The organism is Sphingobacterium sp. MYb388 (genome assembly GCF_037479535.1).
Classification (GTDB): domain Bacteria; phylum Bacteroidota; class Bacteroidia; order Sphingobacteriales; family Sphingobacteriaceae; genus Sphingobacterium; species Sphingobacterium anhuiense.
In genome coordinates this window covers 699,851-715,869 of the sequence record NZ_JBBGYV010000001.1, presented here as the reverse complement: position 1 = coordinate 715,869, position 16,019 = coordinate 699,851, and the positions used below count along the sequence as shown (strand labels likewise).

Sequence of the window (16,019 nt, the reverse complement as noted above, 5' to 3'; positions counted from 1 at the left end):
AATTGTTTAATTACAACTTACGTTTTACTTCAACTTGTTCGTATGCTTCAACGATATCACCTTCTTGAATATCATTATATCCTTGAATATTCAAACCACACTCATAACCGAATGAAACTTCTTTCACATCGTCTTTGAAACGTTTCAATGAAGCTAATTTACCTGTGAAAACAACAACACCATCACGGACGATACGAATATCATTATTGCGGTTAATTTTACCATCCAAGACCATACAACCTGCAATTGTACCGACCTTAGAGATTTTAAACGTTTCACGGATCTCAACGTTAGCAACGATTTTCTCTTCAAATTTCGGAGCCAACATACCTTCCATTGCCGATTTAAGTTCTGCAATAGCATCGTAAATGATAGAGTAAAGACGAATATCAATTTGCTCTTGTTCAGCCAATTTACGTGCACCTATAGATGGACGAACTTGGAAACCGATGATAATTGCATCAGAAGCAGAAGCTAATAAAACATCTGACTCTGAGATAGCACCCACAGATTTATGAATTACATTCACTTGAATCTCTTGTGTTGATAATTTCAATAATGAATCAGATAATGCCTCGATCGAACCATCCACGTCACCTTTTACGATCACGTTCAACTCTTTAAAGTTACCGATTGCCAAACGACGACCGATCTCATCCAAAGTAATATGTTTCGTAGCACGCATACCTTGCTCACGTTGTAATTGAAGACGTTTATTCGCCACATTACGAGCTTCAGATTCACTCTCCATAGTATAGAACTTATCACCTGCAGTAGGTGCCCCAGCCATACCTAAGATTTGAACCGGTACAGAAGGACCTGCTTCTTTCACACGCTCACCACGTTCATTTGTTAAAGCTTTCACTTTACCACTATGAGAACCTGCTAAAATAGGATCTCCCACACGTAAAGTACCTCCTAATATCAGTACTGTTGTCACAATACCTCTACCTTTATCCAAAGCAGCTTCAATTACAGAACCAACAGCACGTTTGTTCGGATCAGCTTTTAAGTCAAGCATCTCTGCTTCTAATAATACTTTTTCTAATAAAAGATCCACATTCAATCCAGTTTTTGCTGAAATCTCCTGTGCTTGGTATTTACCACCCCAATCCTCTACTAATATATTCATTTGAGACAACTGCTCTTTAATACGATCTGTATTAGCACCTGGCTTGTCAATTTTTGTAAATGCAAATACGATTGGCACACCAGCAGCTTGTGCGTGGTTGATTGCTTCTTTCGTTTGTGGCATGACAGCATCATCCGCTGCAATAACGATAATTACGATATCTGTTACTTTTGCACCACGAGCACGCATCGCTGTAAAGGCTTCGTGACCTGGAGTATCTAAGAAAGTGATCTTACGTCCACCGTCTAATTGTACCGCATAAGCACCAATATGTTGCGTGATACCACCTGCTTCACCACCTGTTACATTTGCTTTACGCACGTAATCTAACAAAGATGTTTTACCGTGATCGACGTGACCCATTACCGTAACAATCGGAGCACGAGAAATCAATGCATCTTCATTGTCAGCTTCTTCAAGATCAGCAATCTCTTCATCTTCAGGTTTGATAAATTCAATTTGGTAACCAAATTCATCAGCAACAATGGTTAAAGTTTCTGCATCTAGACGTTGGTTAATTGAAACAAACATACCTAAACTCATACAAGTTGCGATAATTTGTGTAACAGCCACATCCATTAAGTTAGCAAGTTCGTTTGCCGTTACAAATTCTGTAACACGCAACACTTTTGCTTGCATTTCTCTTTCTAATGCTTCCTCCTCCGCGTTAGTTGCGACATCGTCACGTTTTTGACGTCTCAATTTCGCACGTTGAGCAAATTTACCCGACTTACCAGCACCACTTAAGCGCGCTAATGTAGCCTTGATTTGATCTTGGATTTCCTTTTCAGTAGGCTCCTCTTTTGGCACATTAGGTCCATTACTTCTATTGTTGAAGGCTGGACGACCTTTATTTGCACCTGGACCTCCTGGACGGTTATGATGTCCTCCTGGACCTCCCGCTGGACGGTTTTGATTATTTCCTCCTGGACCTCCTGCTGGGCGGTTTTGATTATTCCCTGCTGGATGATTTCCACCAGTACGATTTGGATGATTTCCACCACCTTGGTTTGGACCTCCAGTACGATTTGGATGGGTACCACCACCCTGAGGCGGAGTTCCTGTATTATTCGTACGTTTACGTTTACGCTTATGATCATTACCAGTAGCACTTGAAGAAGATGCTACAGGCTTATCGCGATGAGAAGGTCTTGCCGTAGGCAATTCAATCTTACCAATTACTTTTGGACCTGTTAATCTCTCTGCTTTAGCACTAATAACCTCATCTGCAGGATTAACTTTTTTCACTTCCTTTACAGGAGTTTCAACCGGTGCTTTCACAGCAGGTTTTTCATTTTTTGGCTTTTCTTCTACCACTTTCTTCTCTTGAACTTTAGGAGCTTCAGTTTTAACTTCAACTTTTTGAGGTGCAGCAATGACAACCTTAGGTGCTTCTGGCGCTTTCTCTTCTATTTTTTGTGCTTCCACTATCGGAGCTTTAGGAACTTCTACTTTAGGCTCTTCTTTTACGATAGGTTTTGGAGCTGTAGGAGTTGCTTCTTTAACTACCTCAGGCTTCTTCTCCACTTCCTTTGGAGTTTCAGCTTTCACTTCTGGAGTTTCCTCTTTCTTAGGTTTAGATCCTCTTTTCAAAGCATCTAAATCAATTTTACCCACAACCTTCATACCTCCAGTGTGTGTATTTGATGAATTTTCCTTTGCCTCAGAACCCGTTACCTTTTCAACTGGATTCTCTTTTTTATCTGCATTAGATTCTTCTCTTGTATTTACCGCAGCATTTTTTATCAAAATATCTTTTGAAGCTGCAGTTTCTTCATAATCGTCATTTTTAGATGATTCTTTAGGAGAAGCGACTGGCGACTCATCACGACGAATTTTGCCAATCACAATTTGTTTAGCTTCATCTTTCACGATCTTGTCACCTTGAAACTCTTTCAACAGCACATTGTACATCTCTCCGGATAGCTTAGTACCAGGTTTGGCGTCGACGTCATACCCTTTTTTCACTAAACAATCTACGGCAGTAGATATGCCAATATTGAGTTCCTTTGCTGCTTTAAGCAGGTTTGTACCTTTTCCTTCAGTCATCTATTATTTTAACTAATTAAATATTTAATACAAAAATATGTTTTTTTTACATCTCTATAACAATTAAATTCGAAATAGAGATGAAAATAAATTATGTGGCTTCATTTTATTCAAATTCAGCCTGTAAAATACGTAAAATGTCTTTTACCGTATCTTCTTCCAAGTCAGTCCTTCTAGACAACTCTTCTTCTGTCAATGCCAATACTGAACGTGCTGAATCTAAACCTACACGTTTCAATGCATCAATTACCCAGCTTTCGATTTCATCGCTGAATTCTTCGATATCCACATCTTCATCAAACTCGTCATTCTCACGATAAACATCGATCTCATAACCTGTCAATTTACCTGCCAATTTGATATTGTGTCCACCACGTCCAATTGCCAAAGAAACTTGATCAGATTTTAAATACACTGCAGCCGTCTTATTTTCTTCATCAATCTTGATTGAGCTAATACGAGCTGGGCTTAATGCACGTGTAATGTAAAGTGAATGATTCGTTGTAAAGTTGATTACATCAATATTTTCATTACGCAATTCACGAACGATACCATGAATACGAGATCCTTTCATACCCACACAAGCACCAACAGGATCAATACGATCATCATAAGATTCTACTGCCACTTTAGCACGTTCTCCTGGTTCGCGAACGATTTTCTTAATCGTAATCAAACCATCAAAAATCTCAGGAACTTCCAGTTCAAATAAACGTTGTAAAAATTCTGGAGCAGTACGAGAAATAAGAATCTTAGGATTATTATTCATCATATCCACTTTATAAACGACTGCACGAATGCTATCACCTTTCTTAAAATAATCTGCAGGAATTTGTTCTGTCTTCGGTAAAATTAATTCATTACCGTCATCATCTAACACAAGCAATTCTTTTTTCCAGATTTGATAAACCTCGCCGATCACCAACTCCCCTTCACGGTCTTTATACTTTTTGAAAACTTCGTCTTTCTCCAATTCCAAAACTTTTGAAACCAAAGTTTGACGGGCTGCTAAAATAGCACGACGACCAAAACTCTCTAACGTTATCTGTTCAATATAATCATCGCCAACTTCTAAATCAGCATCAAATTTCTTCGCTTCTGTTAATTCAATTTCAAGATCATCATCTTCCGAAAATTCATCTTCAACAACAACGCGTGTTCTCCATATCTCTAAATCTCCATTATCAGGATTTACGATAACATCACAGTTTTCATCTGTACCAAAACGTCTACGGATCATACTACGAAATACTTCTTCTAAGACAGAAATAACCGTAGGTCGGTCAATGTTTTTAAACTCTTTAAACTCTTGGAAAGAGTCAATCAAATTGATATTGCTGCTCATTTTTATTTAAATGAAATTAACACCTTAGTTGCTTTTATTTGTTCAAAAGGTATAATGCGAGCAACCTGCTCCGCTTTTTTACCTTTTTCTTTTATTGTTTCTTCAATTGTTATCTGTGCATCCTCAACGGCTAACAATGTACCTTCCGTTTTTGTACCATCATTTAACTTCACTTGTACATTGCGTCCAATATTTTTCTCATATTGCCTTTGATTAACAAAATTAGCATCTAGCCCCGGAGAAGAAACTTCAAGACGATAAGCTTTCTCTACTGTCCCCTCTTCTTCCAACTGGAATCCGACAAATTTACTAACCTGTACACAATCATCGATACTAATTCCCTGATCACCATCTAGCAAAACTTCCAACACGCTGTTCGGATGAAATTTAACACTTACAATAAACAAATCATCGCGATCTGCTAATTTTTCTTGGACGAGTTCGATAACTCTTTTCTCTACATTTTGCATATTCTTTCGAAAACGAATAAAAATACTGAAATCAATGAATTAAAAAAGGGGGCATACGTTGCCCCCTTCCTCTCAGATAAGACAAAGGTAAATATTTTTTTTCAACTATCAAAATATAGATAAAAAAGATCCATCAAAATGATCCTCTAACCCTTATCTACAACCGAATTAATTGTTTTTTGCATTTCTGCCATCATGCTTGTCAAAGTCTCCATAGAAGGTTCATTACTAGGTTCCGGAAGCGTTGTACTAATAAACGCTTTTGCTTTCCAAACTTCCATAATATCACTCGCTTCTACCCAATATGGATCGTAGCTCTTATTATCAGAAACTAACTTCAGACCTTTATCTTCTTTAAATTTAAATGCTATTCGCTTGTATACAACCCCCTCATCTTTTGAAACGACAATATAGGTCTGCCCTGGCTTAATATCATTCCAGTTCTCCACATATTCTGCTACGACAATAGAACCACTAGCCAAAGGACGCATCGAATCACCCTTGATTTCAAAAGCCCGATAGGTTCCTTGATTGAACATAGGTAACGAAAATTTCGGTAACGTTGCAACATATTCCGGATCAGCATAACCATTCATATAGCCAGCGCTCGCTTTTACAGGAACCAACTCTATATTTTCGCGGTCAAGCCCGTCAACTGTAACACTAAGTACCCGTAAATTAGAAGCATTACTTTTAGGAGCCCGTTTCCATTTTTCATTTATCTCATCATTAGCAAGCTCATCCATTGAAAGGTCATAAAACTCTGCTATTTTTTTTAGTAACTCATATTTTGGCTCTGCCCGATCTTCTTCATACGCCCCTACAGAAGCACGTTTTATCTCCATTAAGTCAGCAAACTGCTGTTGTGTAAGCCTTTTCGTTTTTCTTAAAAACTTAAGATTGGAAGCTATGTTTGGCATATTTTTTTAATTTTAATTTTTAATATCTAAAAATATTAGTATTATTGTGCCAATAAAATTAGTAAAAATTATACAAATAACCAAATTTATTAGCTCAAAACATGAAATCACACACATTATACATCATTACGGACAGCAACAGACAGTTCTTAAATGTAGATATCACATCAGACTTTAACCGGGCGATGAACGAAATAAAAAGCAGCTGCAACATTTTCTTTCCCAATGGCCCACACTTAACTCGTGTCGTTTATATGGAAAAATTTGATTGTCAGGAACAAGCTGAAAAGAGACAATTTGAATTAAATCACTTTACACGGATGCAGAAGGAGAAGCTCATCAGAAAACAAAATGCGAATTGGAACAACCTATGTCCAACTAATATGGATACTTCCAAAAAAAAATCGGTTGTTTATACTTCATAAACAACCGATTTAAAATTTTTAAGAGAATGTATTAATCACCAAAACCTAGTGAATCACGCGGTCTTATTGCCGTTGCATCATTATGGGTAGATAAGACATCAGAAGCATCATCATCTCCAGAAGTTGATAATCCTTCTTCTTGAGTTGTACCACCATTTTGCACATCTTCCACACCATCGATTAACATCTCATCATCTACAGCGGTTGAATCTGAGACAACCTCTTCACGAGGCGGACGAGGAGTTTCACACTTATACTTCTTTGTAATTTCCACAGTTGAAGCAGGAAATTTACCCTGCGTATAGCCTAACTGCTTATCCTTATAAACAGATTCCATAAATAAACCAAAAATTGGTAGCGCGGTTTTAGAGCCCTCACCGGTCTGCGAATTTTTAAAATGGATATTTCGATCGTCACAACCGACCCACACCGCAGTTACCAGATCTTTGGTAACACCCATGTACCACCCATCTACATACTCCGAAGAAGTACCCGTTTTTCCACCAATCTCATTTTCCTTATCAAAAAGATCATACTCCCATAATGCCTGTGAAGTTCCTCCCGGCTCTTCCATTCCTCCGCGAAGCATATAGGTCATCAACCATGCATCTTGTTTATCCACTACCTGCTTACGTTCAGGTTTAAAAGTTGCAATCACTTTTCCGTCATAATCTTCTATTCGAGAAACAAGAATAGGTGTTACACGTTCACCGTGATTCATCATTGTAGCATAACCATTTACCATTTCAAAAACTGAAACATCATTTGGTCCCAAACCGATCGACGCCACAGGACTCAATTTACTTTCAATTCCAACTCGATGTGCAGCTTCAACAATTTTATCAGCCCCTACTTTCTCTGTCAGTTGAACTGTAATCGAATTTACCGAACGCGCCATGGCCCAACGCAATGACATATCCCGATAACTAAAATTCCAGTCAGCATTTTTAGGCTCCCAGACTTCAATTGAATCTCCTTTATCAATCTTGATGGTTACGGGCTTATCTTGAATCTGATCACAAGGTGTCATACCGGATTCCAATGCTGCTAAATAAACAAAAGGTTTGAATGTAGAACCTGCCTGTCTTTTAGATTGATTAACATGATCATATTTAAAAAACTGATGATCGATACCTCCTACCCACACTTTAATTTCAGCAGAATATGGATCCATACTCATCACACCCGTATTTAACATAGTTACATAGTATTTGATCGAATCAACAGTGGACATCTCTACTTTTTCACGCATCCGCTCTCCTTTCCAAGAAAATACTTCCATTTCTTTTTTACGGTTCAAGTAGAAATCAATACTGTCAGTACGTTGATCATATTTTTTCACCAAAAATTTATAATAGTCTGTCTTTTTTACCAAGTTTTCAATAAATCCAGGAATTACCTTACCTGACAAATCACGCCAAGGCTCTTCACTACCCCATGCATTCTTCAATCTCCGTTGCAATACCTGCATCTGCTTAGCAACAGCTTCCTCGGCATGTTTTTGAAGCTTTGAGTTGATTGTAGTATAAATCTTTAGACCATCCTTATAGATATCCATATCATTTTCATCAGCCCACTTCTCCAGCCAACGCTCTACCGCTGCCCGTAAATAAGAATCTTCACCCGCATGTATATCTTTGTTCTCCGTACGTAATACCAATGGCTCCTTTGACAACTGATCAACCTGAGTTTGATCAATATACTTAGCCTTCTCCATTTGAGTTAAAACGACATTTCGGCGCTCACGCGATTTGTCTAGATTACGCATAGGATTATAAATTGTTGTTCCCTTCAGCATACCCACTAATACCGCAGCTTCATTGATGCTAAGTTCACTTGCATTTTTACTAAAATAACGTCGTGCAGCCGTTTGGATACCATATGAATTATTACTGAACGAAACGGTATTTAAATACATCGTTATAATTTCATTTTTTTCATATCGTGACTCCAATTTATAAGCGGTCATCCATTCCTTAAACTTGGTTACAATTAAACCAACACCAGGTATTTTACCAAGAAGACCACCCGATTTATTATAGCGTGTACGATATAAGTTTTTTGCCAATTGTTGCGTAATTGTACTAGCCCCTCTTCTATCTCCAGATAAAGTAGAAACAATACCAGATCCGAGACCTAAAAAATCAACTCCGCTATGTTTATAAAAGCGAACATCCTCTGTAGCCACCAGCGCATTGATCACATTTTTAGATATGCTGTCAAAAGCCACTGGATTACGGTCTTCATCAAAATAACGACCGATCAAAACACTATCTGCAGTATACAATTCGGTTGAGATATTAACACTGGGCATCGTAATATCCTTTTTTGTAGGCGAGTAGCCAAATAGCCCCAAAAAGTTAAGCTGTATAGCACAAACAAGGACGATTAAAAAATATATAGCAATTGCTATATAGCGTATATATTTATTCTTAATACGTTTAAACATATGGTAAAGGTCTAAAAATGTTTTGTGAAAACAAGCAAAAAAAATAGCTTTTACATGTCATAAAGAAGAATTAACGAAATTTAACATTTCATTATTCCAATTCTGATAATTAGGAGTATAAGATTATAGATAGCTACAAAAATTATACCCAAATACCTTTTCTATGTATTTTTGTTTCTTAAATCAATATAATTTATATAAATTTATATTCGAATTAGTCATAGAAAAACATGTTAAAGCAAACCTTACAACAAAAGTTATTACAAAAACTATCTCCACAGCAGATTCAGTTTATTAAACTTTTACAGGTTCCTACAGTCTCTTTGGACGCACGCATTAAAGAAGAATTAGAGGAGAATCCAGCACTTGAGGACGGCAGTTTAGCAAACATGGCCGAACCGAACGAAGAATACCCAGATCGCGATCCAGATGAGAGTTTTGATAGTGAAGAAAGCTTCGACAGCGATGAGTTCAACGTAGATGAATATATCCAGGAAGATGATTATACTGATTACTCCAACAACTATAATTATACTGACGAAGATGATGATAAAAAAGAGATTCCCATTGCTGTACAAGATTCATTTTTTGAGAAATTACAACAACAGCTCGATTTACTAGCCTTAGATGACCGTGATTTCTTAATCGGTCAGCAAATTATTGGAAGTTTAGATGATGACGGATACCTACGTCGTCCAATATTAAGTCTCATTGATGACCTTGCGTTTTCTCAAAATGTTATCGCTACTGAAAGCGAAGTATTAGAAATGTTAAAGGTTATTCAAGATTTTGAACCGGCAGGTATCGGAGCTCGTGATTTACAGGAATGCTTGCTGATACAATTACAAAAGAAAGATCAAAATAATCCAACCATCATTCAGGCAACTAAAGTTGTAAAAAATTATTTGGATGAATTTACCAAGAAGCATTATGATAAACTTGAAAAATCGCTAGGGTTAACCTCAGATGATCTTAAAAATATTGTAAATGAAATTCTAAAGTTAAATCCAAAACCAGGTGATTCAGGAGCTGTTGCAGGTAAACAGTTACATGTCATTCCCGATTTTCACATCATTAACAACGATGGAGTACTTCATCTAACATTAAACGGGCGAAATGCACCAGAACTACGTGTGAGTCGTTCTTACCAGAACATGTTCGAACATTATGAGAAATCCGATCAAAAGGATAAAAAAATGAAAGAAGCTGTTCAGTTTGTAAAACAGAAACTCGATTCTGCGAAATGGTTTATTGATGCGATAAAACAAAGACAGCAGACATTGCTAAAAACAATGAATGCCATCATGGAGTATCAGTATGACTACTTTTTAACAGGTGATGATGTTAAGCTTAGACCGATGATATTAAAAGATATTGCAGATCGCATAGGTATGGATATCTCGACTGTATCCCGTGTTGCCAACTCAAAATATGTACAAACAGAATTTGGCACATTTCTTCTTAAATCATTTTTCTCCGAAGCTATTCAAACAGAATCTGGAGAAGAAGTATCCAATAAAGAAGTTAAAAAGATCTTAGAAGAATGCATCGCAAATGAAGATAAACGCAAACCTCTTGCTGATGAAAAGCTGACCGAAATCTTAAAAGATAAAGGTTACAATATCGCTAGACGTACCGTTGCAAAATATCGCGAAGCACTCAATATACCTGTTGCACGTTTACGTAAAGAATTATAATAAGTAAAAGGCCACCTATAAAGTGGCCTTTTACTTATCATTTCATCTCATTTTTCTCCTCTATTCAATTAGATTATTATCTTTGTGTTTGAAAATAAAAAAACAGCAGCAAATCACTTTGTTTTATACTTAGTTTCTTGTCAAGAATAGAATCACTGACATTGGATTTAGCTAAAATGACTGTCGCACGCATATAATATATAAAGTTCTATCCGTAAGAATCATGATTAATCCGTATCTTTTATAGATAGATGCTAAAAATATTATTTTATTAATACGCTATTTTTTACAAGCAAATTAAACTGTTATAATTTAAGTACACACAACCCTTACTATAATATTTTTTTAAAAGACGAATGAGAGCAACAAAAATTGTTACCCTTACAGCCTTACTAGCGACCTTAGCCTGTGCCACAAAAGCGCAAGAACGAGATGATAGAGCTACTATCTTAAATTTCAAAGGAATTCAATTCCATAGCAAAGATTCCCTTTTCTACACAAACTTCAGATTTAGAATGCAAAACCGTGCCGGTTTCACAGAAAAATTAGACGGAGAAAAGAACGGAGAATGGGATGCGCGTGTACGTAGACTTAGAATGCGGGTCGATGGTTACATCTACACGCCTAAGATTAGCTACTCATTACAATTAGCTTTTACAAGAAGTGATCAAGATTTCGATGAAACCGGTATTCCAAATATTGTACGTGATGCCGTTGTATTCTATAACTTTACTGACGATTTCTACATCAGTTTCGGTCAAAACAAATTACCAGGAAATAGGCAACGCGTCAATTCATCTGGACAGCTCCAGTTTGCAGATCGTTCCTTAGTGAATACCAGGTTTACTTTAGATCGTGATTTCGGAATGAGTGCCAATCTGAGTAAAAAAATTGGCGAAGTACCTATTAATGCAAAAGTTGCCATATCAACAGGTGAAGGTAGAGCTGCAAGCGGAACAGATGGAGGCTTATCTTACACAGGTAGGGTAGAATTTTTACCATTCGGCAATTTTGAAAATGGAGGCGATTATTCCGAAGGAGACATAGAGCGTGAAGAAACACCAAAACTATCTATTGGGGGAGGTTACAGCTTTAACGACAGAACAACCCGTATAGGTGGTCAAACGGGTAAATATGTTGAAAATCCTTTTACTTTAAAGACTAGCTTTATTGATGCAATTTTTAAATATCAGGGTTTTGCTTATCAAGCCGAGTATATGCGTCGTGATGTCGACAATCCAATGAACATCGATTTACAGGGAAATACCGCCTATGCTTATAAAGGTTTTGGAGTTAATCAACAGATGTCTTACCTGATGAATCATGGATACGAGGTCGTAAGCCGCTATACCTTTGTCCAACCTCACAAAGATATTCGGGCATATGAAAAACAAACAGAAATTATTGAAGCTGGTATTAACAAATATATGAAAGCACATCGCTTAAAATTTAATTTGAGTGGTAATTATACTTTTAAAGATGGTCAATTTGACAATGCCGATCAAAAGAACTCCTGGGGGTTTCTATTTCAGGTTGAGTTAGGAATTTAACGATAAAAAAGGTTCAGTTTTAAACAACTGAACCTTTTTTATCTTTTATTACTCTTCATCCAACTCTTCGAATTTTTGTAAATCAGATTCAGCGCCTACTTTATCACCTAAAGATTCCCGTATTGCAGCACGATACTGATAAAGATCTGAATAGTAAGGATTCAAGTCTATAGCACGATTATAATCCAACAAAGCCTCTTCCTGCTTTCCTATACGTTCGAACATATCTGCGCGAAGTACATACGGATAAAAGTCATCCTTCATTAAGGCGATCAATTTAGAATAATCGACGATAGCATCTTCAAATTTCCCTAATCTTTCAAAAAGCGAAGCCCGCTCCTCATATATGGCAGTATGTTCAGGATTTAGAGAGGTTGCTTTTCTATAATCCTCAAGTGCGGCGTCATGTTCGTGTAGACATTCCAATAACTTTGCTCGTAAAATATAAGCAGAAACACAATTTTCATCAATTGATAAAGCTTGATTACAATCCTCAAGGGCTTCTATATACAACGTTAATTTGCTGTAGATTGCCGCACGGTAAACATACCATTCTGCTTGATTATCCGCCATATTGATTCCTTGAGAATATAAACGAATAGCTTTTTGATAATCATAAATGTGTACATACTCCAAAGCGAGCTTCGTTAAGACATCTAATCGTTCTGGATCTTGTTCCCAAGTGCTTTCCAATTCCTGAAGTTCCAGCTGATCCACTTTAAGGGTTTCTAAATAGGAAAGATGCTCATGCCACTCTAGCAGACTGTGATAATTGAAATCGAGACGTTTTGCGACCTGATAATCATAAAAAGCTCCCTCATCATCATCTAAACATCGATTCAGTACACAGCGACAGGCATAAAAATAAGGTTCTTTGGGGAAATCAGTAATCGCATTTGAATAAATCTGAATAGACTTATCAAAATCTCCTTTCATAAAATAGCATAATGCCAAATAACTATATCCTAATGCTGTTACCTGGACTTTTTGAGCTTCATAAAGATATTTTGTTGCATCATCATGACCGGCTTGCATACTTAGCATACCTTTTAACAAAAGTGACGCAACAGGTTCCAATTCCTTAGCAACGTCCAATTCACTCAAAATATCTCGATACTCTTCTTTTATGTTAATATTAAAATTTAAAAGCTCCCGGATCGGTAAATATGCAAAACTAGCGAGTAAAGTAGTAGTCCCTCCCTTTACACTAAAATCTACTCTAATCCGCTCCTCACTAAATAATTTTCGAAGTATATGTTGAATCTGTTGCATATACAAAGGTACAAGGATGTATAGCAAAACAGAAATATATTTCGCTATTCCATTTATTCTGCAAATGAAAAACAAATATTCCTACAAAACGAAAAGGCTTAAACTATCAGTAGTTTAAGCCAGTTCTATTTTCATAGGGTAGTTTTAGACTAATTCGTCACTATATACATAGCGAATCTCCTCTCTGAGATTATAGCGTGAAGACATTACTTCACCATATGCACCAGCGGTACGTATAGCAACAAGATCTCCTCTTTTCGACAATGGCAATGTGACCTCTTTTCCAAAGCAATCGGAGCTTTCGCAGATAGGTCCTACAACATCATAATTGATAAGTTCTGTTGCATTTGCATCTCCAAGCTTTTCTATTTTATGAAAAGCCTGATATAATGCAGGTCGCATCAATTCAGTCATACCTGCATCTAATATTAAAAAGTTCTTCTTAACACCATTCTTTACATAAAGTACTTTACTGATTAAAGAACCACATTGCGCAACTAATGCACGCCCTAACTCAAAATGGACTTCCTGTTGTGGAGTTCTTTCTAAGAATTTATCAAAAATATCAAAATATGCTTCAAAATCAGGAATTGCATTCGTATCTGGGTTATGGTAATCCACTCCCAGTCCACCTCCAACATTTAAAACTTTGATGATGACACCACGTTCTTCAAACCAATTTTTCCATTCATTCACTTTCACACATAGGCTCTTGAATACATTCATATCTGTTATTTGAGAACCGATATGAAAATGTAAACCAATAAGTTCGATATTCTCACACTTCCGTATCACAGCTGCAGCTCTTTCAAGTTCCGCATTTGTAACACCAAATTTATTTTCATCTAATCCCGTTGTGATATAATGATGGGTATGTGCATCTACATTAGGATTAATACGTAATGCTACTTTAGCTTTTCTTCCCTGAACAGCAGCCAACTCATTGATCACCTCCAATTCCTGAATAGACTCGACATTGAAAGCAAAAATATCGTGCGCTAAAGCAAGATTAATTTCCTTATCAGACTTACCTACACCAGCAAAAGTGATCATTTTTGCATCAAACCCCGCATTAATAGCCTGTTGCACCTCATTTCCACTTACACAATCTGCTCCAAAACCTTTACTTTGGATCATTTCAAGCAAACGGCTGTTGAAATTTGATTTCAAAGCAAAATGCACATGGAATCCACGCTTACTGGAAGCGGCATAAGCCGCATCCAACGTTTCTTCCAAAACGTTCAGGTCGTAGTAATAAAAAGGAGTTTCCTTTCCTACGAACTGACTCTCTATATTTTCGTTTTTCATTTTGGTTATTTCAATTAAAATAAACGGTTGTGTAACGAGCGTAATGCTTCCACTTTATGATCCGTGTCCAACAGAACTGATACATTATAATCCGAACCTCCATATGAAATCATTCGGACCGGTAAGTGTTTTACAGCATCCAATACTCGGGCCGCATACCCATGTGTATTCAAGTCAAAATCCCCTACCACACACACGATGGTTTGATGTTCATCCACCGACACAGTCCCAAAATCTTCGACTTCTTTAATAATATCCTGTAGATTTTTAGTATCGTCTATCGTTACAGAAACAGCAACCTCCGATGTTGTAATCATATCAATTGGTGTCTTATAACGTTCAAATATTTCAAATACACGACGTAAAAAACCATAGGCCAAAAGCATACGTGAAGAATGAATATGAATAGCTGTGATTCCATCTTTAGCGGCTATTGCACGAATACTACCCTTTTGACCACCTTCTTTACTAATAAGCGTACCTTTAGCCTGAGGATCCATCGTATTCAACAAGCGAACGGGTACATTATATTTTTGAGCAGGAAATACCGATTGCGGATGTAAAATTTTTGCACCGAAATAAGCTAATTCTGCCGCTTCGTCAAAACTCAAATGCGCAATTGGGGTTGTATTCTTTACGATTCTCGGATCATTATTATGCATTCCGTCGATATCGGTCCAGATCTGAACCTCTTCAGCTCCAATCGCAGCACCAATTAATGATGCAGTATAATCCGATCCTCCACGACGTAGATTATCTACCTCACCAAAAGAATTACGGCAAATAAAGCCCTGCGTTATAAACAGCGTATTATCAGGATAATTGTCAAGCAAAGGAGTCAATTTCTCTGTTATATAGTCTACCACAGGCTCATTATCCTCGTCAATCTTCATAAAATCTAATGCCGGTAATAATACGGATGGAACATTGATTTCTGTCAGATGAAAATGGAATAAAGCAGTTGACATCAATTCCCCCTGTGCCAGAATGATCTTATCTTCTACAGGAGTAAAAATCTCATGTGCAAAACTTTCAATAAAATTAAAATGCGAATCGATTAAGCTCTTGCCGTTTTTATATCCAGCTTCAGTTTTGAACAATTCCTTAATGAGGTCTTCGTACTTGTCTTTATGCTTCTTTATTAATTCCTTCGCCAAGTTCTTATCATCTGCAAGATATGCTTGACCAATTTCTACTAAAGCATTTGTTGTCCCAGACACAGCTGACAACACCACAACTTGACGCTCAGAAGGGTTTACAATATCTAACAACCCTTTGATGCGCTCTGCACTACCGACAGATGTACCACCAAATTTTAAAATTTTCATACTGAATTACATTATATTTAAATTTTGCCGTGAATATAGGCAATTACTTAGTTTTTTTGCAAAAAAATGCGGCA

Annotated in this window: 11 protein-coding genes; 3 read left to right on the top strand and 8 right to left on the bottom strand. The window is 37.0% G+C overall.

From position 1 onward, the window contains the following. Positions 1 to 10 precede the first annotated feature (10 nt). From infB to WH188_RS03185, 4 genes are all read right to left on the bottom strand, one after another. Positions 11 to 3,181, bottom strand: a complete 3,171-nt coding sequence (infB, locus tag WH188_RS03200) for a translation initiation factor IF-2 (RefSeq protein WP_132771101.1) — start codon at positions 3,179 to 3,181, stop codon at positions 11 to 13. A 106-nt stretch (positions 3,182 to 3,287) separates the two neighbouring features. Next, positions 3,288 to 4,526: a transcription termination factor NusA gene (nusA, locus tag WH188_RS03195; protein ID WP_021189504.1), complete on the bottom strand. Its 1,239-nt coding sequence runs from the start codon at positions 4,524 to 4,526 to the stop codon at positions 3,288 to 3,290. Between the two features lie 2 nt (positions 4,527 to 4,528). Next, positions 4,529 to 4,996, bottom strand: coding sequence for a ribosome assembly cofactor RimP (gene rimP / locus WH188_RS03190; RefSeq protein WP_021189503.1), 468 nt, complete (start codon positions 4,994 to 4,996; stop codon positions 4,529 to 4,531). 146 nt (positions 4,997 to 5,142) lie between these two features. Continuing rightward, positions 5,143 to 5,916, bottom strand: a complete 774-nt coding sequence (locus tag WH188_RS03185) for an XRE family transcriptional regulator (protein ID WP_132771100.1) — start codon at positions 5,914 to 5,916, stop codon at positions 5,143 to 5,145. 101 nt (positions 5,917 to 6,017) lie between these two features. Between WH188_RS03185 and WH188_RS03180 the strand changes: the two genes are divergently transcribed. After that, on the top strand, positions 6,018 to 6,341 hold the full coding sequence (locus WH188_RS03180) for a GIY-YIG nuclease family protein (protein ID WP_132771099.1): 324 nt from the start codon (positions 6,018 to 6,020) through the stop codon (positions 6,339 to 6,341). A gap of 31 nt (positions 6,342 to 6,372) precedes the next feature. Here WH188_RS03180 and WH188_RS03175 read toward each other — a convergent pair whose 3' ends face one another. Continuing rightward, positions 6,373 to 8,790, bottom strand: a complete 2,418-nt coding sequence (locus WH188_RS03175; protein ID WP_132771098.1) for a penicillin-binding protein 1A — start codon at positions 8,788 to 8,790, stop codon at positions 6,373 to 6,375. 230 nt (positions 8,791 to 9,020) lie between these two features. On the opposite strand from WH188_RS03175, the gene rpoN reads away from it, so the two are divergent. Together rpoN and WH188_RS03165 are read left to right on the top strand one after the other, a co-directional pair. Further along, positions 9,021 to 10,487 carry an RNA polymerase factor sigma-54 gene (gene rpoN, locus WH188_RS03170; protein ID WP_021189499.1) on the top strand — a complete coding sequence of 489 codons (1,467 nt, stop codon included), beginning with the start codon at positions 9,021 to 9,023 and terminating at the stop codon, positions 10,485 to 10,487. Positions 10,488 to 10,843: 356 nt separating this feature from the next. After that, positions 10,844 to 12,037 (top strand): porin, encoded by a 1,194-nt coding sequence (locus WH188_RS03165; RefSeq protein WP_021189498.1) that lies wholly within the window; start codon positions 10,844 to 10,846, stop codon positions 12,035 to 12,037. Between the two features lie 48 nt (positions 12,038 to 12,085). Here WH188_RS03165 and WH188_RS03160 read toward each other — a convergent pair whose 3' ends face one another. From WH188_RS03160 to WH188_RS03150, 3 genes are all read right to left on the bottom strand, one after another. Then, a complete protein-coding gene (locus tag WH188_RS03160; RefSeq protein WP_339423250.1) occupies positions 12,086 to 13,309 on the bottom strand; it encodes a tetratricopeptide repeat protein in 1,224 nt (407 codons plus the stop codon). 144 nt (positions 13,310 to 13,453) lie between these two features. Beyond that, on the bottom strand, positions 13,454 to 14,617 hold the full coding sequence (gene lysA, locus WH188_RS03155; RefSeq protein WP_021189496.1) for a diaminopimelate decarboxylase: 1,164 nt from the start codon (positions 14,615 to 14,617) through the stop codon (positions 13,454 to 13,456). 14 nt (positions 14,618 to 14,631) lie between these two features. After that, positions 14,632 to 15,945, bottom strand: a complete 1,314-nt coding sequence (locus tag WH188_RS03150; protein ID WP_132845463.1) for an aspartate kinase — start codon at positions 15,943 to 15,945, stop codon at positions 14,632 to 14,634. Positions 15,946 to 16,019 lie beyond the last annotated feature (74 nt).

Excerpts from the sequence above, each read along its gene's own strand:
- WH188_RS03185 (WP_132771100.1), bottom strand. The coding sequence starts at position 5,916 with ATGCCAAACATAGCTTCCAATCTTAAGTTTTTAAGAAAAACGAAAAGG.
- WH188_RS03165 (WP_021189498.1), top strand. The coding sequence starts at position 10,844 with ATGAGAGCAACAAAAATTGTTACCCTTACAGCCTTACTAGCGACCTTA.
- infB (WP_132771101.1), bottom strand. The coding sequence starts at position 3,181 with ATGACTGAAGGAAAAGGTACAAACCTGCTTAAAGCAGCAAAGGAACTC.
- WH188_RS03180 (WP_132771099.1), top strand. The coding sequence starts at position 6,018 with ATGAAATCACACACATTATACATCATTACGGACAGCAACAGACAGTTC.
- WH188_RS03175 (WP_132771098.1), bottom strand. The coding sequence starts at position 8,790 with ATGTTTAAACGTATTAAGAATAAATATATACGCTATATAGCAATTGCT.
- nusA (WP_021189504.1), bottom strand. The coding sequence starts at position 4,526 with ATGAGCAGCAATATCAATTTGATTGACTCTTTCCAAGAGTTTAAAGAG.
- rimP (WP_021189503.1), bottom strand. The coding sequence starts at position 4,996 with ATGCAAAATGTAGAGAAAAGAGTTATCGAACTCGTCCAAGAAAAATTA.
- WH188_RS03150 (WP_132845463.1), bottom strand. The coding sequence starts at position 15,945 with ATGAAAATTTTAAAATTTGGTGGTACATCTGTCGGTAGTGCAGAGCGC.
- WH188_RS03160 (WP_339423250.1), bottom strand. The coding sequence starts at position 13,309 with ATGCAACAGATTCAACATATACTTCGAAAATTATTTAGTGAGGAGCGG.
- rpoN (WP_021189499.1), top strand. The coding sequence starts at position 9,021 with ATGTTAAAGCAAACCTTACAACAAAAGTTATTACAAAAACTATCTCCA.
- lysA (WP_021189496.1), bottom strand. The coding sequence starts at position 14,617 with ATGAAAAACGAAAATATAGAGAGTCAGTTCGTAGGAAAGGAAACTCCT.